This is a genomic window from Clostridium sp. AF27-2AA (assembly GCF_003478505.1).
In the GTDB taxonomy this organism is placed as follows: Bacteria; Bacillota; Clostridia; order Lachnospirales; family Lachnospiraceae; genus Brotaphodocola.
Map to the genome: position 1 here is coordinate 1 of NZ_QUFI01000041.1, position 21,792 is coordinate 21,792.

21 protein-coding genes and 1 pseudogene are annotated in these 21,792 nt (G+C 49.6%); 1 reads left to right on the forward strand and 21 read right to left on the reverse strand.

Translation table 11 applies throughout. The annotated features are described in order from the left end of the window. The 8 genes and pseudogenes from DWY84_RS15320 to DWY84_RS15360 form a co-directional block, all read right to left on the reverse strand. Positions 1 to 707: RNA-guided endonuclease TnpB family protein (locus tag DWY84_RS15320; protein ID WP_182434969.1), on the reverse strand; the 707-nt coding region annotated here is incomplete at its 3' end. Further along, positions 670 to 1,110, reverse strand: a pseudogene (gene tnpA / locus DWY84_RS15325) (IS200/IS605 family transposase). The gene DWY84_RS15320 and the pseudogene tnpA, both read right to left, overlap by 38 nt. Positions 1,111 to 1,709: 599 nt before the next feature. Next, positions 1,710 to 1,982: an acylphosphatase gene (locus DWY84_RS15330; RefSeq protein ID WP_118534205.1), complete on the reverse strand. Its 273-nt coding sequence runs from the start codon at positions 1,980 to 1,982 to the stop codon at positions 1,710 to 1,712. Positions 1,983 to 1,991: 9 nt separating this feature from the next. Then, complete coding sequence (locus DWY84_RS15335; protein ID WP_118534206.1) at positions 1,992 to 2,570, reverse strand: M48 family metallopeptidase; 579 nt, start codon at positions 2,568 to 2,570, stop codon at positions 1,992 to 1,994. Positions 2,571 to 2,574: 4 nt separating this feature from the next. Further along, complete coding sequence (locus tag DWY84_RS15340) at positions 2,575 to 5,922, reverse strand: TRAP transporter large permease subunit (RefSeq protein WP_118534207.1); 3,348 nt, start codon at positions 5,920 to 5,922, stop codon at positions 2,575 to 2,577. Continuing rightward, entirely contained in the window at positions 5,919 to 6,410 is a 492-nt protein-coding gene (locus DWY84_RS15345) for a TRAP transporter small permease (protein ID WP_118534208.1), read from the reverse strand. Before DWY84_RS15345 ends, DWY84_RS15340 begins: the two co-directional genes overlap by 4 nt. A gap of 407 nt (positions 6,411 to 6,817) precedes the next feature. Further along, positions 6,818 to 7,837 carry a glycosyltransferase family 2 protein gene (locus tag DWY84_RS15355; protein WP_118534210.1) on the reverse strand — a complete coding sequence of 340 codons (1,020 nt, stop codon included), beginning with the start codon at positions 7,835 to 7,837 and terminating at the stop codon, positions 6,818 to 6,820. Beyond that, positions 7,834 to 8,688: a CPBP family intramembrane glutamic endopeptidase gene (locus tag DWY84_RS15360; protein WP_118534211.1), complete on the reverse strand. Its 855-nt coding sequence runs from the start codon at positions 8,686 to 8,688 to the stop codon at positions 7,834 to 7,836. The genes DWY84_RS15355 and DWY84_RS15360 overlap by 4 nt, the downstream gene beginning before the upstream one ends. Before the next feature lie 185 nt (positions 8,689 to 8,873). Between DWY84_RS15360 and arcC the strand changes: the two genes are divergently transcribed. Beyond that, on the forward strand, positions 8,874 to 9,812 hold the full coding sequence (gene arcC / locus DWY84_RS15365) for a carbamate kinase (RefSeq protein ID WP_118534223.1): 939 nt from the start codon (positions 8,874 to 8,876) through the stop codon (positions 9,810 to 9,812). A 104-nt stretch (positions 9,813 to 9,916) separates the two neighbouring features. Here arcC and DWY84_RS15370 read toward each other — a convergent pair whose 3' ends face one another. The 13 genes from DWY84_RS15370 to DWY84_RS17855 form a co-directional block, all read right to left on the reverse strand. Next, positions 9,917 to 10,867, reverse strand: coding sequence for a GTP-binding protein (locus DWY84_RS15370; protein ID WP_118534212.1), 951 nt, complete (start codon positions 10,865 to 10,867; stop codon positions 9,917 to 9,919). Positions 10,868 to 10,941: 74 nt separating this feature from the next. Next, positions 10,942 to 12,168: a CobW family GTP-binding protein gene (locus tag DWY84_RS15375; protein ID WP_118534224.1), complete on the reverse strand. Its 1,227-nt coding sequence runs from the start codon at positions 12,166 to 12,168 to the stop codon at positions 10,942 to 10,944. Between the two features lie 139 nt (positions 12,169 to 12,307). Continuing rightward, a complete protein-coding gene (locus DWY84_RS15380) occupies positions 12,308 to 12,673 on the reverse strand; it encodes a metal-dependent transcriptional regulator (RefSeq protein WP_118534213.1) in 366 nt (121 codons plus the stop codon). A gap of 127 nt (positions 12,674 to 12,800) precedes the next feature. Next, entirely contained in the window at positions 12,801 to 14,891 is a 2,091-nt protein-coding gene (locus tag DWY84_RS15385; RefSeq protein ID WP_118534214.1) for a heavy metal translocating P-type ATPase, read from the reverse strand. A 332-nt stretch (positions 14,892 to 15,223) separates the two neighbouring features. Continuing rightward, the gene (locus tag DWY84_RS15390; RefSeq protein WP_118534215.1) at positions 15,224 to 15,562 is read right to left on the reverse strand and encodes a DUF6110 family protein; all 339 of its coding nucleotides are present in this window, start codon (positions 15,560 to 15,562) and stop codon (positions 15,224 to 15,226) included. 162 nt (positions 15,563 to 15,724) lie between these two features. Further along, positions 15,725 to 16,000, reverse strand: coding sequence for a transcriptional repressor (locus DWY84_RS15395; RefSeq protein WP_118534216.1), 276 nt, complete (start codon positions 15,998 to 16,000; stop codon positions 15,725 to 15,727). Positions 16,001 to 16,083: 83 nt separating this feature from the next. Further along, complete coding sequence (locus DWY84_RS15400) at positions 16,084 to 16,251, reverse strand: FeoB-associated Cys-rich membrane protein (RefSeq protein WP_118534217.1); 168 nt, start codon at positions 16,249 to 16,251, stop codon at positions 16,084 to 16,086. A gap of 94 nt (positions 16,252 to 16,345) precedes the next feature. Continuing rightward, positions 16,346 to 18,529 carry a ferrous iron transport protein B gene (gene feoB / locus DWY84_RS15405; protein WP_118534218.1) on the reverse strand — a complete coding sequence of 728 codons (2,184 nt, stop codon included), beginning with the start codon at positions 18,527 to 18,529 and terminating at the stop codon, positions 16,346 to 16,348. 47 nt (positions 18,530 to 18,576) lie between these two features. After that, positions 18,577 to 18,795 (reverse strand): FeoA family protein, encoded by a 219-nt coding sequence (locus DWY84_RS15410; RefSeq protein WP_118534219.1) that lies wholly within the window; start codon positions 18,793 to 18,795, stop codon positions 18,577 to 18,579. A gap of 106 nt (positions 18,796 to 18,901) precedes the next feature. Beyond that, positions 18,902 to 19,120 carry a FeoA family protein gene (locus DWY84_RS15415; RefSeq protein WP_347560172.1) on the reverse strand — a complete coding sequence of 73 codons (219 nt, stop codon included), beginning with the start codon at positions 19,118 to 19,120 and terminating at the stop codon, positions 18,902 to 18,904. Positions 19,121 to 19,380: 260 nt separating this feature from the next. Beyond that, positions 19,381 to 20,208: a metal ABC transporter permease gene (locus tag DWY84_RS15420; protein ID WP_118534220.1), complete on the reverse strand. Its 828-nt coding sequence runs from the start codon at positions 20,206 to 20,208 to the stop codon at positions 19,381 to 19,383. Further along, complete coding sequence (locus DWY84_RS15425; RefSeq protein ID WP_118534221.1) at positions 20,205 to 20,915, reverse strand: metal ABC transporter ATP-binding protein; 711 nt, start codon at positions 20,913 to 20,915, stop codon at positions 20,205 to 20,207. Before DWY84_RS15425 ends, DWY84_RS15420 begins: the two co-directional genes overlap by 4 nt. Further along, on the reverse strand, positions 20,915 to 21,792 hold an 878-nt coding region (locus tag DWY84_RS17855; protein WP_243024887.1), incomplete at its 5' end, for a metal ABC transporter substrate-binding protein. The genes DWY84_RS17855 and DWY84_RS15425, both read right to left, overlap by 1 nt.

The window sequence follows — 21,792 nt, forward strand, 5'->3', positions numbered from 1 at the left end:
ATCCGTGCCACTTTCTTCTTTTGCTTTTTATAACGGTTACTCCCCTGTTCACAGTGGCTCAGTTTACGCTGCTCCCTTGCCAGTTTCTTCTGGGCTTTTGAGAAAAAATGAGGATATGCCGCACGATTTCCATTGGAATCCACATATAACTCCTTCATGGAAAAATCAAGACCAATCACGGATTCTGCTTTCCTGATTTCGTTCACTGGTTCCTCGCAGGAATATAACAAAGCAACATAGTATCGTTCATCTGCTTCCTGAGTGATGGTTGCACCTTTCAACCGGTAACCTTCCTCAATCTTCCGATGCTGTCTGATGCGGACCCAGCCAGCTTTTGGAAGTTTTAACCTTCCATTTTGTAAGGCGATGTTTCCATTCACACAATTGGTTGTATAACTTCTCACAGGTTTCTTTTTTGATTTGAATTTCGGAAAACCAGCTGAGTCATCACGAAAGAAATTTTTATATGCAGTCTGCAAATGCAGCTGCGCATTGCACAGTGCCAGACTGTCTACTTCCTTCAACCACGGAAACTCGGATTTATATCTGGCCGGTGTCACGCTTAAGTTCTTTCCCGTTTTCTCATAGTAAGCTTTTTTCTCCGCAAGCATCCGGTTATAAACAAAACGAACACAACCAAATGTCTTTGCAAATAATTCCCTTTGTGATTTATTCGGATAAATCCGAAAACGGTACACGGTGTTCACTTTTACCCTCTCCCTGTGTTTCAATGTACTGACGGATGACCTCAATCGGGGCACCTCCGGCACTCAACAGGCAAAAACTCTTGCTCCAGAACATTTCCTTCCATAGCTTTTGCCGGACTTCCGGGTACTCCTTCTTAATCAGGCGGCTGCTTGCGCTTTTATACGCATTGATGAACTTACTCAGTTCCGATTTTGGATGAGCACGGAACATGATGTGAACATGGTCCTGATCATGATTCGATTATTCCAGGGTAATGTGATAGTTCGGAGCAATATGCTCAAATATTTCTTCTGCCCGATTTGAAATCGGATCATTCAAAACCTTTTTTCGGTATTTTATCACCAGAATCAAATGGTAATATAGCAAAAACACCGAATGTGCATTACTATCCAATTTTCTCATAGAAATCAGCCTTTCTTATTATTTCGACTGATTATATTTTATCATATTTTTCACTATATGTCTATAGTTTTATCGAACATAAGTTCTTTTCATCGGCACAGCTATGTGCACCATCGAATCATGCCAGTTATTGCATATTAGGAATCAAATGCAGGCAATTCATCCCACCACCTGAAGAGGATGGGGGAATTCTTGCAGTGTTACGTTAAAAATGTCTCCTTTACAAATTCCGATTTGTTAAACTATCTATACAATACCATATCTCTTTGGCTAATACAACACTACTATGACCTCTGCTGACTTCTGTGCGTTCAGCATTGCTTTATGCAATGGTTACCTCTTTCAAGGCATACCGCACAGACCTCCCTAGGTACCACACGTTTCTTCCTCTCCATCCATGCCCGTGAGTTAGTATGTTCCTCACATCCAACTTCCTTCAGATTCGAGGTCGCCCTTGACACCCTTGCTTTCGGCTATATCCTTCCCACTACCGGGCGGATTTGGGACTTTAAGCCGTTAGAAACGTGCGCCGCTAGGCGCACGCACAAAAGAGGCCGCTGATTTTCATCAGCCGCCTCTTTTTCTATAAAAATATTGCTCTACCGGACAGAAAAGCTCTTTTCCTCTTTGTCCAAGGGAAGCTCCTCTGTATCCATCCACTCGATGGTAATGAACTGGTTATGGTTTAATCCCATCAGCAGCTTATTGATCATATACTCGCTTCCCTGGATTTCCAGAAGAACGGTTCCATCATACTCATTGCGCACCCAGCCGGTCAGCCCCAGGGACTGTGCAAGGTATTTTGCGGTATAGCGGAAGCCCACGCCCTGCACGCGGCCACGGAAAATAATGCGTTTTCTTACATCTGCCATAGCACCCTCCTACAAAGAATACTCTTTCAGCTGTTCTCTTCTCTCCAGGTAATCCGGACAATACTTCTCCACCTCCGCCCAGAATGCTCTGGAATGGTTCATATGGTGCCTGTGGGCCAGTTCGTGTATCACCACATAGTCCAGCAGCTCATCCGGCAGAAATGCCAGCTGGTAATTGAAATTAACATTCCCCTTCGCGCTGCAGCTGCCCCAGCGAGTCTTCTGGTTCTTTACGGTAACATAACCGACTGTCACACCCATTGTCTCACAGTAGTGCCGCACCCGCTTTCCGATTTTTAACTGGATTTTCATCCGGTCCGTTTTGCTTAAAAGCTCCGGCGGCGGTGCCGGTGTGCTCTTCCGGTTCTCCTCACGCTCTGCCATGACCTCTGTTTTCTCCAGGATCCAGCTTCGGTGATTTTCCACAAAGGCCTTCAGCTCCCGGTCGGAAACGCGGGTCGGAATCCGGGCCAGAACCGTATTGGCATCCCGCACCTCCAGGCCAAGGCTTTTTCTGGCGGAGCGAATGACCGAAACGCGGATTTCTCCCCGGCCATCCGCTTTCTTTATGCTCCATTCTGTTATCATAATTTTATTTCCGGAATGCTGCTACCAGAGCCTCTGCATCCTCATAATTCTGTGCCTTCAGCTCATTTACAAACCAGTCATCAATTCCATCTACGGCCGTCTTGAAGGAATCAATATCCAGGTCCTCGTGAGAAGTGATGGTCACGCCGTTCTTTTCAGTCCAGCGCTTCATGATCTCCTCGTCACCGGCACGGTTGATCTCACGCTCGTAGCGGGTAGCCAGCGCTCCGCACTCGTCAATGACCGCCTGCTGCTCCGGTGTCAGATCATCGTAAATCTTCTGGTTGATGCAGAAGAACAGGCAGTCATAGTTTGCATTCCATAAAGAACAGTATGGCTGTACCTCCTGTACGCTTGCGGCATCGATAGCCGGAAGCGGATTCTCCTGGCCTTCCACTGTTTTCTGCTGCAGTGCGGTGTAGGTCTCAGACCAGTTCATATTGGTGGCATCTGCGCCCCAGCGCTTATAGCACTCCATAAGCAGGTTGCTTCCCGCTACACGGATCTTCAGGTTTTTCATGTCCTCAACGGACCTGATCTCGCGGACACTGTTGGTCAGTTCACGGAAACCATTCTCCGCGATGCCCATGCAGTGCAGTCCATACTCGCTTAAAATGTCTTTTAACATCTCACCGGCCTCACCGTCTAACATGGCGTCTGCATCCTCAACGGAATCAAACAGATATGGCAGGGATACCACGTTAAAGCGCGGGTCAAACGCAGAGTAGATCAGATTGCTATGCATGGAGATCTGAACCGGATCTCCATCGATCAGAGCCTGGATGCCCTCAGACTGGTTTCCGTTGGTCAGCTGGTCTGCCGCGTATACGTTGACCTTGATCTTTCCGCCGGTTGCTTTTTCAACGAGCTCGCCAAACTTGCGGCCGCCCTCAGCCCAGGTACTGGTCTCGGTTGTGGAACAGGTAAAGTTCCAGGTCTGCTCTTTCCATGCAAGATCACTGTGATCCTCTACGGAATCTGCACCGATGCTGCTGTCCGATTTCTCGGTAAAGACTGCGATCAGGTCTGCTGCATCCTTGTAGCCCTGATTCTCCAGCTCTTTCTGATACCACTCAGCTACGCCGGAAACAGCATTCTTGAAGGAATCTACATCCATATCCTCGTATCTGGTAATGGTCACTCCATTGTCATTCTGCCAGCGGTCCATGATTTCCTCATCACCGGCACGGTTGATGTAACGCTCATAATCAACCGCTTTCTGGCCTGCCTCATCGACCACCGCCTGCTGCTCCGGTGTCAGAGCATCATAAATCTTCTGATTGATACAGAAGAACAGACAGTCATAATTTGCGTTCCATAAAGAACAGTATGGCTGTACCTCCTGAACGCTTGCCGCGTCGATGGCCGGAAGCGGATTTTCCTGACCGTCTACGGTTTTTTGCTGCAAAGCCGTGTAGGTCTCGGACCAGTTCATATTCGTGGCATCTGCGCCCCATCTCTTATAGCACTCCATGAGCAGGTTGCTTCCTGCAACACGGACCTTTAAGTTTTTCATATCATCCACGGATCTGATCTCGCGGACGCTGTTGGTCAGCTGGCGGAAGCCGTTCTCTGCAATACCCATGCAGTGCAGGTCATACTCGGCTAAGATGTCTTTTAACATATCACCGGCCCTTCCGTCTAACATGGCATCAGCCTCCTCTACGGAGCTGAAAAGATATGGCAGGGATACCACGTTAAAGCGCGGGTCAAACGCAGAGTAGATCAGGTTGCTGTGCATGGAGATCTGAACCGGATCGCCATTCATCAGCGCCTGGATTCCCTCGGACTGGTTTCCGTTAGTCAGCTGGTCTGCTGCATATACATTGACCTTGATCTTGCCTCCGGTTGCCTTTTCCATAAGCTCGCCGAACTTGCGTCCACCCTCAGCCCAGGTACTGGTCTCTGTGGTGGAACAGGTAAAGTTCCAGGTCTGCTCTTTCCAGTCTAAGTCACTGTAATCGCCAATTTCGTTAAAGTCAGCCGGACCGCTGTCTTTTTCACTATCTGCCTGACTGTCAGAGGAAGCCGCAACGTTTCCACTGTAGGAACCCTCTCCGGCCAGTGCCTTCGGAAGAAAAGTGGAAACAGACGGTACATAGGTGATCAGCAGCAGAACCATAACAGAGGCCACGATCATTGGCATAACGGCACGGGAGATTTTCGGAATGTCCACCTCCATGCCTTTTTTCAGTTTTACGGAAATCGCAACAAACAGGTTTACGCCAACCGGCGGAGTTACCTGACCGATGGCCAGGTTCACGGTTGCCACGATACCGAACGCTACCACATCGTAACCCAGTGCCTTACATACCGGCAGCATGATCGGGATGAAAATATACATCGCAGAGTTTGCATCGATAAAGCAGCCTGCGATCAGGAAGATCACATTCACGATCAGAAGGAAGGTGAACTGGTTGTGGGCAATGCTTCCCAGTAAATCGGATGCCGCCTGGGCAATGCCGAATTTGGTGCATACAAAGGAGAACAGGGAGGCGCTTGCTACAATGAGCATGATGCCGCCGGTGGTCTTTCCGGACTCCACAAGAAGCCCACGCAGATCCTTAAAGCTTACTTCCCTGTAAATAAAGATGCCGACAAACAGACCATATACAACGGATACGGCTGCTGCCTCGGTCGGGGTAAAGATACCGCCGTAAATGCCGCCCAGGATGATGACGGGCATTAACAGTCCCCAGAACGCGTCCTTGAATGCCTCCCAGCGCTCTTTTCCGCTGGCGCGCTTCTGGCTGGACTGGATGTTGTTCTTGCGAGCCTCGATCATAACCACGATGACTAAAGCCACACCCATTAAAATACCCGGAACGATTCCTGCGGTAAACATATCCGCGATGGAAACACCGGTGATGGATGCGTAAACAACGAACGCGATACTTGGCGGGATGACAATGGCGATGGAGCTTGCCGTTGCCATTAAGGCCGCGGAGAACGGTGCGGAGAAGCCGCCCTGCTCGATCATGGCCGGGATCAGGACTGCTCCCAGCGCTGCCACGGTAGCCGGTCCGGAACCGGAGATCGCGCCAAAGAAGCAGGCTACGATTACACACACGATGGCGATGCCGCCTCTTCTGTGTCCGACACAGGTATTAACGAACCTGATCAGGCGCTTGGAGATGCCTGCCTTTGCCATGATGTTGCCGGACAGTACAAAAAACGGAATAGCAAGCAGCAGAAACTTGCTGATGCCGGAATACATGTTGGTTGCCACGATCGTTAAGGATGTGCCGGAATAGAGAATCGCACATACGGAAGAAAGACCGAGACAGATTCCGATCGGAATACCCATGATCAGGAAAATAAAAAAGGAAACAAATAATACTGCACTGATCATTTGTCATTGTCCTCCTTTCCACAGCTGTCAAGATAAAACTCAATAAAATGCAGGATCATGCAGGCTGCACCGATCGGCACAAAGGACCAGAAGATCCACTCCGGCCAGTTCAGCACGAAGGTACGCTTGCCGTTCTGCATCTGGGTGATGACCTTATCCAGGCCATATTTAAACAGTACTGCGGTGAAAGCTACGGAAAGAATGGTGCTGAAAAGCAAAAACACTTTTCTTACCTGCGCCGGAAGACGATCTGTCAGAATAGTCAGATTAACCAGCTCGCCATCCCGGCATGCTAACGCTGCCGCAAGCAGCGTGATCAGTACAAACACTGCAACCACCAGTTCCTCGGTAAAAGACCAGGACTGATGAATGACTTTTCGTGAAAATACATTTCCCACCGTCAGGACGAGAATCAGCACGGTTGCGATTTCCAGCACCAGCTTTTCCAGGCCTGCGAGGGCGTTCATGAATTTTTTGTAGGTTTTCATATACCCTATAACCCCTTTCGCTTTGATGTGATACCTGTTCTGTTTTGTTTCGGAATTGTTGGCATACAAAGAACCTGCTGTCGGCAGTCACTCGATGTATTGATTTAAATTAAGATTTTCAGACATCCGGAATGCGAAAGACCTGCTGTCGGCAGTCGTCCCGCGCAATCGGAAATCGGGTAATCTGCAGATACGCCAGTGGCGCATTCTGATATTCAGAATAAAAAATCCGCCCCATTTCAGGGACGGAAATCTTCTCTGTTTTGAAACCACCCTGTTTCATGTAAGAAACAGATACAAACATGTGTACCGGTATCTTGCTCATTATTACTTTTTCTCAGTAAAGTATTAACGGAATCAATGATACACTATTTTAAAACTATCGTCAATTCTAAATTTTTTATAAACTAGTTAAATCCAAAGAACTTCTGGCTGATCTTGTAGCCGGCAATGGATACGGTGCGGCCGCTCTTGCCCGGAAGGTTCATGCTCTGTCCCAAAAAGCCCCAGCGCAGGCGCATATACAGAGCCAGATCCTGCTCCCGCAGCTCTTCCCAGATCTGCTTTTTCTTTTCCATGTTCTCATCGGTGCCGGATTTAATAGCCAAAATGGAGCAGACGGTCATCATGATCTCCAGGTAGCGCACCATGTAATGGCGGAGCTTGTAGCTCGTGATCTTTGCGCTGTGATAGTATCCGAGCATCAGGCGGGTCACTAAAAGCTGCTGGTCAATACGGCCGATCATGACCTGTTCATTCACGGACTGATCCTGTCTGCCGATGAAATAGCGGTAGAAATTCACATCCAGGTAGTAGAAGGTCTTTACATACGGCAGCGGCTGGAATACGAAAATATTATCCACATAGAAGGTGTGCTTCGGCAGCTCCAGACCACACTCCCTCAGCATCTGGGTACGGTAGATCACGGAATGCATCAGAATGTACTGGCCCAGCATGAACACCTTCACATCCTTCCAGGTGCAGAGCTGGCGTTTTGGCAGCGCCGTGCGGTACTGCATGACGCGTTTGTGCTTCGCGCCCTGCTTCTCGTATACGAAATTGGTGATGAGCATATCCAGGGTCTGATTGCCCATGACAAAGCTACGCAGGGTTTCCAGAACCTCTTTGTAAGCTTCTGCGTTGACCCAGTCATCACTATCTACTACTTTAAAATAAATACCGGTTGCAGCCCGCAGACCTGCATTTACGGCCTCGCCGTGGCCGCCATTCTCCTGATGGATGGCACGGCAGATGCCCGGATAGCGTGCCTCGTACTCGTCCGCGATCTGGGCGGTGTTGTCCTTGGTGGATCCGTCATCTACGATCAGGATCTCCACCTCATCTCCACCCGGAAGCAGGGACTCAATGCAGTTTCTCATGTAGGCTTCTGAATTATAACAGGGAATTGCAATGGATAATAATTTCATGATTTAGAAAAAACCTCCTTGGTTTTATATAACGCTGCCGTTGTCAGGATTGCTCCCGCAGCTGCGGCAGCCAGTGCGAACCGCATGGAAAAAGCATCTGACATGCCGGACATCAGGGCCGTAAAACAAACCGATGCCGCGTTGGCTCCCGCATGCATACATACAGCCGGGAGCAAAGAACTGCTCCATTCACACACCAGTTCCAGGCACAATGCCAGAAAAAACGCATACATCCCCTGGCTTATATTACCATGGTACATGCCAAACAACAGGGCGCCCATAAGGGCCGCTGTGCGCGGTTTCATATGCGTTCTCAGTTCTGCCCGGATCAGGCCGCGGAACAACAGTTCTTCGGTCAGAGGCGCAAGCACCACCGTCACCAGAAGCTGCAGCGCTATGGACGTTCCATATACGGCCTCCCGTGTACTGTCCCACCCGTCAGACAACGGGAAAAGAAGCTGCAGGAGCACATTCAGGACCAGGCAGGCACCCATGCCAGCCAGGGCTGCAAAAAAACATCCCGTTCGCAAAGATCTGGCGCACTGTGCCTGGCCGGTGCACAGCCACTGTCCTGTACGCTGCGGCTGGTCTGTGCACCAGCGCCTGTCTGTACGTGGTACCTGGCCCGCCCCGGCATCCCGCTCTCTGACATCCACCTGCAGTTTTTTCCGGTATGCCGCATACAGAAACGGCAGCGCCAGAAGCGCTCCACCGCCAGTCACAAGCAGCGCATCCTGTGTACCAAATAAAGAACATACCCAGGCGGAAGCCTCCGTACAGAGTTCATAAAAGATGAGAGGTCCCAGCAGCCAGAAAGCCGTCCGAAATGCCTTATTTTCTTCGTTTTTCATAGGATATTTCCATAAATTTTCTTTTCATTTTTGCATCATCATACGTTCTGATATAGCCCTCTCACTATACCATAAACCGGTTGCAATTTTCAAGCAGAAACACTATAATGAACGCAAACACTGTTGCGCATATCATACGCAAACAGGATTACCCCCAAAATTACATACAGAAAGGATTCGATCATATGGCAAAGAAAAGAATTGTTATGGCGCTTGGTCACGATGCCCTGGGTACCAATCTCCCTGAGCAAAAAAAGTCCGTGGCTGCTACCGCAAAATTAATTGCAGATTTCATCCAGAATGGCTGGCAGGTCGCTGTTGTCCACAGCAACGCGCCTCAGGTCGGCATGATCCACACCGCTATGAATGAACTTTGTTCCAACCACGAGGGCGAGGGCTACACCCCTGCTCCCATGTCCGTCTGCTCGGCTATGAGCCAGGGCTATATCGGCTATGATCTTCAGAACGGCATCCGTTCTGCCCTGTTAAAACGAGGCATCTACAAACCAGTTTCTACCGTCCTCACCCAAGTTATGGTAGACCCGTATGACGAATCCTTTTACAATCCGGTGAAAAAAGTCGGCCGTTATATGACCAGAGAGGAAGCCGATGCTGAGGAAGCAAAAGGCAACTACGTGACTGAGGTTCCCGGCAAGGGCTGGCAGCGTATCGTGTCCGCTCCAAAGCCGGTCGGCATTGTCGAGATTGATACCATCCGTACCCTTATGGACGCAGACCAGATTGTCATCTCCTGCGGCGGCGGCGGTATTCCGGTCATGGAACAGGGCTGTGAGCTGCGCGGTGCCAGCGCGGTCATCGAGAAAGACCTGGTCAGCGGCCTTCTCGCCAAAGAGACCGATGCCGATGTGCTTATGATTCTGACCGATGTGGAGCAGGTATGTGTAAATTACGGCAAAGCAGATGAGACGCCGCTCTCCCATATGACTGTGGCAGAGGCAGAGAAATACGCTGAGGAAGGCCAGTTTGGCACCTCTTCCATGCTGCCAAAGATTAACGCAGCCCTTTCCTTCCTGAAGGCAGGCAAAGGCCGCAGCGCCATCATTACTACCATGGCAAAGGCTGAAGAAGCAGTAAACGGCAAGGCCGGAACCACCATCGAATAATCAGCGACTTACGAAAAAGGAGTTTTGCAGATTCTGTCCGCAAAACTCCTTTTTCTTTGAAGAATTCATGGCATGCCGCAATGCGGTTTCAATTCTTGAATTTCCTAACCGAACTGTACAACATCCTTGATCGGCTCAGCCGGCACTACTTCCTCTGCGTAGAGAACCGGGCCTTCACCGTTATAATCCTGCCAGTATTCAATCTCAACCCGCGCGCGCACCGTTACCCACTGTCTGGTTTCCAGATTGCGGGCATCCTTGGATTTGCAGATATATCCCAGGAACGTCATATCCTCCGCGCAGCAGGTCATGGCCATACGTCCCGGAACAAAATAGTTTTTCGGGAAATTGGAGGATTTCATGACCATGGCAGTAAATTCCACTACCTTGCCTTTATAGCGCTCTGGCTTGTCCATGCAGTCAATATACCAGATGCCGTATGCTTCCGGGCTGATCTTGATGACATCTGCCTTCATGTCATACGGAAGATCTTCCTCTGAAATCTCGTCAATCTCTCCATTCTCGTCCTCAAATACGATATCACATTTGGTATTCATGGATTTGAGCATGCGCTTATAGCGGTCCAGATCCTCGATTCCATCACAGCGGTTGCAGATGATGAGTTCGGAGTTCTTCACCATAGCATTCAGCAGTGACTTCATGTTCTTCACATACAGTTCAAAGGTAGACATATCGATGATGGTGATCTGCTGGTAAATGGTCCAGTCCTTCGGAAGCTTTAAATCGTCCTGGTTCCACATACCGTTCCACTCGATCAGCACACGCTCCGGCTGATGCAGCAGCTCCAGCTCCGTCAAGCGGTCCGGAGTAATCTCATCCAGGCTGTCCACATAAACAACAGAGGTTTTGGTGTCTGCAAGCAGCGCGTCATCGTATTCGGTATCACCCTCCTCGCACACGATCAGAATGGTCTTTCCGTCCGTACGGAAGTAATCCTGATCCATGGTGAAGGATAAAAATTCGGTCTTTCCTGCCTCTAAAAACCCGTTGATCAGAAATACCGGCGTTACTTCATCGTCAATCATTGGTCCCATATTTTGTACCTGTCCTTTTCTTTTTTCAGAAAAGCGCTGATCTTATCAGCGCCTTTCCCATTCGGTCCGGGCAGTTAGTTTCTGCCGAACGCCTTCTTTAACTCGACCTCTTTTAAATTTGCGCCGATGACACATACCTTACCGGTATAATCCGGTGCTCCGGTGCGGATCTCATACTGCTCCGGAACCATGTCGAAGTAGTACCACTCGCCCTCTTTCTCACTCGGAAGCATGCCCTTGGCACGGAGAACATCACCGTACTCGTTGCCGTAAGCCAGCTCCTCCAGAATCGCGGTCAGCTGCTCCTTGTTCACTGCATCGATGGTCTCAAGACCCCAGCTGGAAAATACCTCATCAGCATGATGATGGTGATGCTCGTGGTCGTGACAGCCGCAGCCGCACTCGTCATCATGATCGTGGTGATGGTGCTCGTGGTCGTGATCCTCGCAGCCGCACTCACCATCATGGTCGTGGTGATGATGATGCTCATGCTCCTCATGATCGTGATGGTGGTGCGCATGGTCATGATCCTCGCAGCCGCATTCACCATCGTGATCGTGGTGATGATGATGCTCATGCTCCTCATGATCATGGTCTTCATGGTCATCGTCCTCACAGCCGCAGCTGCAATGTCCGTCATGGTCATGATGATGATGGTGCGCATGCTCCTCCTTCACCTGGGCCAGCAGCTCTTCCATCATGGTATCCGGCTTCTCGATGAGCTCTAAAAGCTGTGCTCCGGTCAGCTGGTCGATCGGGGTAGTCACGATGCTTGCGTCCTTGTTATGCTCACGTAACAGATCCACGTCTGCCAGCACCTTTTTGGAGTCAGCCACATCGGTACGGCTCATTACGATAGTACCGGCATTCTCGATCTGGTTGTTGAAGAACTCACCGAAGTTTTTCATGTACATCTTGCACTTGGTGGCGTCTACGATGGTTACCGCGCTGTTTAATTTCACATCCAGGTTCTTGGCTACATCGCGGACTGCGTTCATAACGTCGGACAGCTTGCCTACGCCGGATGGCTCAATGATCACACGCTCTGGTTTGTACTTGGTCAGTACCTCCTCCAGAGACTTGCCGAAATCACCTACTAAGGAACAGCAGATGCAGCCGGAGTTCATCTCACGGATCTCGATACCGGAATCCTTTAAGAAACCGCCGTCGATACCAATCTGGCCAAACTCGTTCTCAATAAGGACAACCTGCTCCCCCTTGATAGCTTCCTGTAAAAGCTTCTTAATAAATGTAGTTTTTCCTGCTCCTAAAAAGCCGGAGATAATATCAATCTTTGTCATGATGATCCCTTCTTTTCTTTCATAATCCTTAATGCTGCTTCCAAAGCGGCCGTTAGCAGCCGCTACCGTTTTCCATTCTGTCACAAAATACGCAGAATGTCAATATGCCGGGCAGCTCATGCCCGGCATACTCTTTGCTCTATTTGCTTTTTGACATGTAGGTACTGATCCCGTCGACCACTTCCTGATCCAGAATGTGCTCCATACGGCAGGCATTTTCCTCAGCCATTTCTTCCGAAACGCCGGTTACTTCCTGTAGAAAAGCAGTCAGGAGAAGGTGACGTGCGTAGATGGATTTCGCCTTGGCAAGGCCCTCCTCTGTAAGCTGGATGTCACCGCCCTGTTCCATGGAAATGAACCCCTGATCCCGCAGCAGGCCCATAGCTCTGCTGACGCTCGGCTTACTGAAATTCAGTGCGCGCGCCACATCGATGGAACGGACAACTCCTTTCTTTTCCTTGATCATCAGTATTGTTTCCAGATAGTTTTCCCCTGATTCATGCATACAACAACAACCTCCTGTCCCAGTAAGGGAATTACTACTATCATAAACGATATTCCCAGGCAAGTCCAGTCTTTTTCTAAAGTTGTCTGAAGTGCTTCTAAGGAAAGATTCTCAACTACAGCTTGCTTTATTCAGGAAGCAGGTTCTGCATGCTCTTTAAACTGATCAGCAGGGTAGAGGTATTGTGCAGGAGGGCAGAGGTTGCCGGTGGGAGCACTCCCAGAACGCCCAGAGCGATCAGTCCGGCATTGAAGCCGACGATCGTGCGGTAATTCCAATGGATACGCTGCATCAGATGATTACTGATCAGCTTTAAGGTTACCACCTCGTACAGATTGTCTGCGCCTATGGTCACATCCGCGATCTCTCTGGCCAGCTCTGCGCCGTCACTGATGGCAATGCCCACGTTCGCGGCAGAAAGCGCCGGGGAATCGTTAATACCGTCACCGATCATGATGACCTTACGCCCCGCAGCCTTTTCTTTTTCCACAAAGCTTGCCTTATCCTCCGGCAGCACCTCCGAATAATACTCGTCTACACCGGCCATGGCCGCAATGGCTTTAGCAGTACGCTCACTATCTCCGGTCATCATGACAACCTTGCTGATACCCGCCTCTTTTAAGGAAGCAATGACATCGCGGGCTTCCTCACGCAGCGGATCCTGGATGCAGATGACAGCAGCCAGTTCACCGTCGATGGCCAGATACAGATGCGAGTATTCCGGCGCAAGAGCATCAAATACTTCCTGTCTGCCTTTCGGAACGGTACATTTTTCATCCTCAAAAACGAAATGCGCACTGCCGATGATAGCCTTTTTATCTCCCATCTTATCTTCCAGTGTGGTGGAAATGCCGTGCGCAACAATATACTCTACCTTGCTGTGCAGTTCCTCATGAACGAGATGCTTCTTCTTTGCCGCATCGACCACAGCCTTTGCCATGGAATGCGGGAAATGCTCTTCCAGACATGCTGCGATGCGCAGAAGCTCATCACCTGTCATATTGTTAAAGGAAACCACATCGACCACAGTCGGCTGTGCCTTGGTCAGAGTACCGGTCTTATCAAAGACGATCGTGTCGGCCTCTGCCATAGCCTCCAGATACTTGCCGCCCTTCACCGTAATGTCGTACATATTGGCCTCGCGGATCGCGGACAGCACCGAGATCGGCATAGCCAGCTTCAGGGCACAGGAGAAATCTACCATCAGGATAGAAAGTGCCTTGGTTGTGTTTCTGGTGATCAGCCAGGTCAGGCCGGTGCCAAGCAGGCTGTAAGGAACCAGTGTATCTGCAAGATGCTCTGCCTTACCCTCCAGGGAAGATTTCAGTTTTTCAGATTCCTCGATCATGGTCACGATCTTATCAAACTTGCTGGAGCCTCCAGTCTCTTTGACACGGATGGTGATCTCTCCCTCTTCCACTACAGTACCTGCATAAACCGTGGCACCTTTCGTTTTTTCAGCCGGAACGGACTCACCGGTTAAGGATGCCTGATTAACCATAGCCTCGCCGTCTGCCACCTCGCCGTCAAACGGGATTACATTGCCCATATGAATGCGTACCAGATCCGATTTCTGGATTGTCGTGGTCGGAACTAGGACCTCCTGTCCATCACTTACCAGCCATACCTTGGTAATATTTAAGGACATGCTGCGCGCCAGGTCACCCACCGACTTCTTGTGGGTCCATTCCTCCAGGATCTCGCCGATGCCAAGCAGGAACATGACAGAGCCGGCTGTGTCAAAATCACTTCTTATAATAGAAACACCAATGGCGGTTGCATCCAGGACCGGAACCTCGATCTTTCTGGCTGCCAGCGTACAGATTCCCTTCCAGATATATTTTACAGATTTCACGGAGGTAATGACAGCCCGGACGCCTGCAGGTAAAAACAGGTTATTTCCCACACGCATGATGACACGGGTCATCAGCTTTTCCCAGTATTCGCTGTTTAGGGCACGGCCGGAATTCTGGATATAAGACTCCGGAACTTCTGCCTTTTCGTAGGAAAATGTCTGCAGATCACGGACAACCGTTTCCCGGTCACCATCGTAATGAATCACAATTTCACTCAGACGCTCCCGCACTTTTACGGAAATGGAGTATGGTTTTGCGTTAAAATAATACTGCAGGATGTCTGCCTGCTCAATGCTCATGCGGCCCTGCAGGATCTGAACACGGATTCTTCCGCGGATCTCATGTTTGATCACAAATTTCATAGTGTATTCCTCTTTTCGTGTAACTGCTCAGTACCTTCACAGTCACGAGCAAAAATCCATGAAAATTGCCTGTGGCAATGGGATTTTTGCCTGCCATCCTATGTTTTCTTACGGTCAGCGCAGTAAATACGCAGACCTACTGAATAGTTACCTTTTCGTTACTATTTTCGTAACGTTTTCTGTCAGTAATCAATGCGCCAGGCAGCGCATTTAAGCCATTTCCGGCAATGAAAAAGGATGCAGAGCATGATCGTGCATCCTTTTCCTGCTTTGTTTCCAAAACAGAGCGCATGCTTTTTTACGGTTGTCTCTGCCTGGTAAATGGTACGAAATTACTCAGCGTCTGCTGCCTCTGCAGCGTTCTCCTCAGCCTCTGCAGCGTTCTCCTCAGCCTCTGCTGCCTCATCAGCGAAGGCCGCAGCCTCAGCCTTTGCCGCACGCTCCTCGTTGATCTGCTGAGCCTCTGCCAGGATATCCTCTGCGTTAGCCTGTACGCTTGCTGCTACGTTCAGAACGCATGTTTTTGCACGAAGGACAGCTGCTGTGCAGTTGGTGTAAACCTTCTTGGCATCTTCACTTGCAAGGATCTTAACACCTGCCGTACCAAACAGGACACCTGCTGCGAACACTCCGGATTTCTTGATATCTAATGCTTTTAAAACTTTTAACATGACTGGATTCCTCCTCATAAGTATTTTAATTTTTTGTTTAACGCGTATTGTAACGCATCGAATTCTAATTTTCAAGAGTTTTATTGATAAAATTTCTTAATAAAGGCAGAAAAGGGTTGTTAATGATAAATTTTCTCATTAACACCCCTTTTCTTTTTCCTTTCATGCAAACGCCATTCGCTCTCCCATATCGTAATCAATGCGGTACATGTTTTTTCTCTGGATCAGACCTGCCTCCTCCAGCGTTTTTACCATACGGTAAACGGTAGCCATACCGATACTTGGGTCACGCTTTGCTGCTTTATAATAAATCTCCTTGCAGCAGCTGCACTCATCCTGTAAGATCACATCGATCAGAAGCTTTCTCTGGCTGGTAATCCGGCAGCCATTCTTTTTCAATTCAGAAATAATAAATCCTTTTTTTGCCTCAGCTGACATAAAGTACCTCCTTTGGGTTCTTTTGGTTAGTTTTTGCTAACTCTCGCTTTTTCAGAAAGGGCAGCGGCACTGCCCTTCTGAAATCAGTTATTTTTTTTCGAATCCGGGGCGGAAGGATGGCAGCCTGCACAGCCAGCACAGCCGGCACAGCCTCCGGTACATCCGCCCGACTTATTCTGATCGTGATGCTTTTTGATCACATAAAAACAATATCCGGCGATGACGGCCACCACAACAATATCTGCTAACACTTCATTTCCCTTCTTTCAGCACAGCCCCGGCCGGTGAAAACCGGAGCTGCAAAATTCAATTTCAATATAGATTTCAAATATAAATTCAGATTGCTTATGAAGCAGCCTGTACAGATCTCTTGGCGTAGGTCTTCTGATCTTTGTACGGATCCGGGCGGAACAGCATGAACAGCATGAACAGCAGTACTGCGAATGCGATCACGGTCCAGGCACTGAAGGTACCATACAGTAAGAAGGAACCGATCTGGTAAATGACCAGGGTTACAGCGTAAGCAAATACGTTCTGGAACACAATTGCGAACCAGAACCACTTACGGCTCTGCATCTCTTTTGCCATGGTAGAAATTGCTGCCAGACACGGAGAATCAAGCAGGTTGAACAAAAGGAAGCTGAAGCCTGCCAGAGCGGTCGGGAACCACATGCCAACGCCTGCTGCAACGGTATCTGCATCCGCGACATCACCTGCAACGTTTGCAAGTACACCCATGGTAGAAACGATACCCTCTTTTGCGCTGAAGCCGGAGATCGCAGCTGCAACCGGCTGCCACTCGCCCCAGCCAAGCGGTGCGAACAGCGGAGCGATAGCACCGCCGACGATAGCCATAAGGCTGTCTGCAGAATCCTCAACCATACCAAATGCGCCATCCTGAATACCGAAGGTGCTTAAGATCCACATCACTACGCAGGCCAGGAACAGAACCGTACCTGCCTTGATGAAGAAGCCCTTCAGCCTCTCCCATACATGCAGAAGCACAGTTCTTGCAGACGGGATGTGGTACTGCGGCAGCTCCATAACGAACGGAGCCGGCTTGCCGGAGAACGGCTTGGTCTTCTTTAACATGATTGCTGCAACTAACACTGCAACGATACCTACAAAATACATGAGCGGGGTGATAAAGCCGGCAATATCCCAGCCGGTTACATAACCGGCCATAACACCGCCCATAAGAGCGATAACTGGAAGCTTCGCACCGCACGGAACGAAGGTAGCGGTCATGATGGTAAGACGTCTGTCATTGTCCTGTTCAATGGTCTTGGAGGCCATGATTCCAGGAATACCGCAGCCGGAAGAAATCAGCAGCGGGATGAAGCTCTTACCAGACAGTCCGAAGTGACGGAACACACGATCCATAACGAAGGCGATACGTACCATGTAGCCGCAGTCCTCAAGGATAGACAGGAACAGGAACAGGATTGCCATCTGCGGCATGAAGCCAAGCACAGCACCCAGACCGCCGATGACACCGTCAACAGCAAGGCTGATGATGAAATCACTTGCGCCTGCATTGGTGAGGAAGGTTCCTGCTGCCTCCTGGATCGCGCCTACAAAGGTATCGTTGGTCCAGTCGGTAACAACAGTACCAACCGTCGTTACGGATATGTAATAAACAACCCACATGATCGCGATGAAGATCGGGATACCCAGGATACGGTTGGTTACGATCTGGTCGATCTTATCGGATACAGTCATCTTGTCTTTGCCCTTCTTTACGGAAGAGGAAACGACTTTCTGGATGAATTTGTAACGCTCGTCGGTTACGATGCTCTCCATATCGTCATCATGCTTTTCTTCAAGCTCTTTTCTTGCGGACTCTACAACGCCTGCTGCAGATGCCGGAAGTGCCACGCTCTCAACAACCTTGCTGTCGTTCTCAAGGAATTTGACAGCGTACCATCTCTTTTTGTCAGCAGAAATGCTCTCCGGAAGAACCTCGGCAACCGCAGCGACAGCCTTCTCCAGATCTTCTGAGAAGATTTCCTTCGGCAGGTCAGCTTCTTTTTTATGGGCAACCTCAACGGCCTTGTCGATCAGCTTGTCAAGACCGGTCTGCTTTAAAGCGGAAGTCTCCACAACCGGACAGTTCATTAACATGGACAGACGTGCAACGTCAATTTTCATGCCTCTCTTCTCCAGAAGGTCGGTCATGTTCAGTGCGATAACTACCGGAACGCCAGTCTCAATGAGCTGAGTCGTTAAATATAAGTTACGCTCGATGTTGGTGGAATCCACAAGGTCCACAATGACATCCGGATTCTCCTTCAGAACGTAGTCACGGCTGACAACCTCCTCCAGTGTATACGGAGACATGGAGTAAATACCCGGAAGGTCTGTTACGATCACATCCTCATGTTTTCCTTTGGTTTTTAATTTACCTTCTTTTTTCTCTACCGTAACCCCCGGCCAGTTACCTACGTACTGGTTTGCACCGGTGAGGGCATTGAACATGGTTGTTTTACCACAGTTCGGGTTTCCGGCAAGTGCAATTTTAATTGCCATTTTTTCCTCGCTCTCTTTCCTCGTTGTTGTCATGTTATGTGGTTCAATTATTTTACCTCTACGCACTGAGCATCGTCTTTTCTGACAGAAAGCTCATAGCCTCTGACGGTAATTTCAACCGGGTCTCCAAGAGGAGCAACTTTTCTGATGTAAAGCTCGCTTCCTTTCGTGATACCCATGTCCATAATACGACGCTTGTAAGCACCATCACCACTGATCCTGGTTACCACAACGGTACTTCCAACTGCTGCATCACCTAAAGTCATCGTCTTATTCTCCTTTCCCAAAAATCACTGCCATCCGCTTATTTCTGTGCCACAGCAAAACGACAGATAAATCTCAGTTGTATATAGTTACGCACTCACGGAAAGCTTACGCTACCATAATGTGACGAGCCATATCCTGGTTAATTGCAACTCTGGAATCTTTAATGTTCACGATCACGTTGCCTCCAATCGCGGAAATAACTGTTACCTCAGATCCAACCACAAATCCGAGATTTGCAAGAAAACGCTTGGTTTCATCGTTTCCTCCGACTCTCTGGATCTTGCTTGCCTGGCCAACCGGCGCCATAGTAAGTGGCATCATCATTCATCTTCTTTCTTTTTCTTAATATGCATATCTGCAATCTCATATGTCAGCGCACAGTGACAGACAATTAGTGCTCGCTAACTTGAGATTAGTATAGGCTAACCGAAGTTAGCCGTCAATAACTTTCTCGCATTTTTTTCAATTTTGTTAGGTATTGCTAACTGTATATTTTCTTATTGAGAAAAATTTATTCATAATAGAAACAAAACAGGACCGAAAAATCCGAGCGGATTTTTCGGTCCTGTTTTGTTGTAATATTTTTACTTTTTTGTCACCCGCATCAGCAGGCTCTGTACCACGCTGAACACGATAAACGCTGCCAGATTCACCAGCACCACACTGGCACCGGCCGGGGTAGAACATCCGTAAGAGAAGATAATGCCGAACAGAAAGCATACAACCGCCAGCACACCGGAGCAGATCACTACGCCTCGGAAGCTTTTAAAAATCCGCATGGCGGTCAGCGCCGGGAAGATAATGAGGCTGGAGATCAGCATGGCTCCCATCATCCGCATGCCGAGAACAATAGTGACTGCCGTCAGCACGGCAATCAGCACGTTGTAAAGCTCTACATTCACACCGGTAGCCTTTGCGAAATTCTCATCAAAGGTAACCGCAAACAGCTTGTTGTAACAGAACACAAACAAACACAGTACAATGATGGACAGCACAGCACTTAGGATCACGTCCTCTCGGCTCATAGCCAGGATACTTCCGAACATATAGCTGCTGACATCAGTGGTCATACCGGTTGTCAAAGATGTAACGATAATTCCGACAGCCAGGGAGCTTGCTGAGATCATGGCGATAGCCGCATCACTTTTGACTTTTCCATGCTCGGTAATACGGAGCAGGAAAAACGCTGCCAGCACCACCAGCGGGATGGAAACCTTCAGCGGCGACCAGCCGGCCGCAACAGCAATAGAGAGTGCGCCAAAAGATACATGGGAGAGTCCGTCTCCAATCATGGAATAGCGCTTTAGTACCAGGCTTACCCCCAGAAGGGCACAGCATAAAGACACCAGGATGCCTCCCACCAGGGCGCGTACCACAAAGGGATAGGAAAGCATTTCAGAGATCATACTCATACCTCGTCACCTCCCAGAAATTCTTTTCCGGCCACGCTCTGTCTGTATGCTTCTGCGGTTCCGCAGAATACAACCCTGCGGTGCAGATGCAGGATCTTGTTGGCCTGGCTGATCACATTGCCGATATCGTGGGATACCATGATGATGGTGATCCCGTCTTCTTTGTTCAGCTTCTTAATTAAATGGTAAAAATCCTGGATCGCGGATGGATCCAGTCCGGTAATCGGTTCATCCAGGATCAGAAGCTGTTCGGTGGCGCAGAGTGCCCGCGCGATCAGAACGCGCTGCTGCTGTCCGCCGGAGAGTTCCCGGTAGCATTTCTGCTTCAGATGCTCAATACCCAGTCGTTCCAGATTGTGGGCTGCCAGCTTCCTCTCTGCCCGGGAATAAAACGGACGGTTTCCACGGCGGCTCAGGGTTCCGGACAGCACAACCTCCTGTACCGTAGCCGGAAAATCCTTCTGGGCTGCAGTCTGCTGGGGAAGATAGCCGATGCCGCCGCGCTTTAATTCATCTGCCACGCTGAGACTTCCCCCAGTCGGCTTTAACAGGCCGAGCATTCCTTTGATCAGGGTACTTTTTCCTGAACCATTCTCTCCCACCACGCAGAGATAATCCCCAGGATATATTTCCAGGTTCAGATCTATGACTGCATCGTGGTTTTCGTATCCAAAATCAGTGTGTTCGCATTTGATAATCGGATTCATCAGTCGATTCCTTTTCGTAAATTCTCAATATTCTGGCGCATCAGTCCAGCATAGGTAATACCTGCGTCAAACTGCGCCCGGGTTACATTGTGACAGGAATGTAAGAGCAGAGGCTCTGCCCCGGTCTCCTCTCCGATAATCTCGGCAACCCGGTGGCTGCTCAGCTCCAGGTAATAAACCGCCGGGATCTGCTCTTCCTTCACTTTATCGATCAGATAGGCAATGGTCTTCGCGCTTGGCTCTGTGTCAGAGCTGCAGCCGGAAAAGGCTGCCCGGTAGTCCAGCTGATACTCATCTGCCAGATAACGGAACGGGAATTTATCCCCCATGACAATCATGTTCCGCTTACGGTTTGCGGAAACCTCGCGAAAGCCTGAGTCAATCTCTTCCAGTTCTTTTTTATAATTTTCTGCCCCCTGATGATATGTGTCCGCATGGGCCGGATCTGCCTCGGCCAGTGTGTCACCAATCACATCCACGAGTTTCATGGCATTGACCGGGGAAGTCCAGATATGCTCGTCGTACTCGATTTCTTCCTCATGGCCGTCGTTATCCACGCAGCTGCGTGTATCTTCCTCATAGCTGTGGGCTGCATGCGCCTCCGGCGTTTCGCCGCTGTGGTCGTGGTCATCGTCCTCATGGGCGTGCGCCGCATGCTCCTCCGGCGTTTCGCCACTGTGGTCGTGGTCATCGTCCTCATGGGCGTGCGCCGCATGCTCCTCCGGCGTTTCGCCACTGTGGTCGTGGTCATCGTCCTCATGGGCGTGCGCCGCATGCTCCTCCGGCGTTTCGCCACTGTGGTCGTGGTCATCGTCCTCATGGGCGTGCGCCGCATGCTCCTCCGGCGTTTCGCCACTGTGGTCGTGGTCATCGTCCT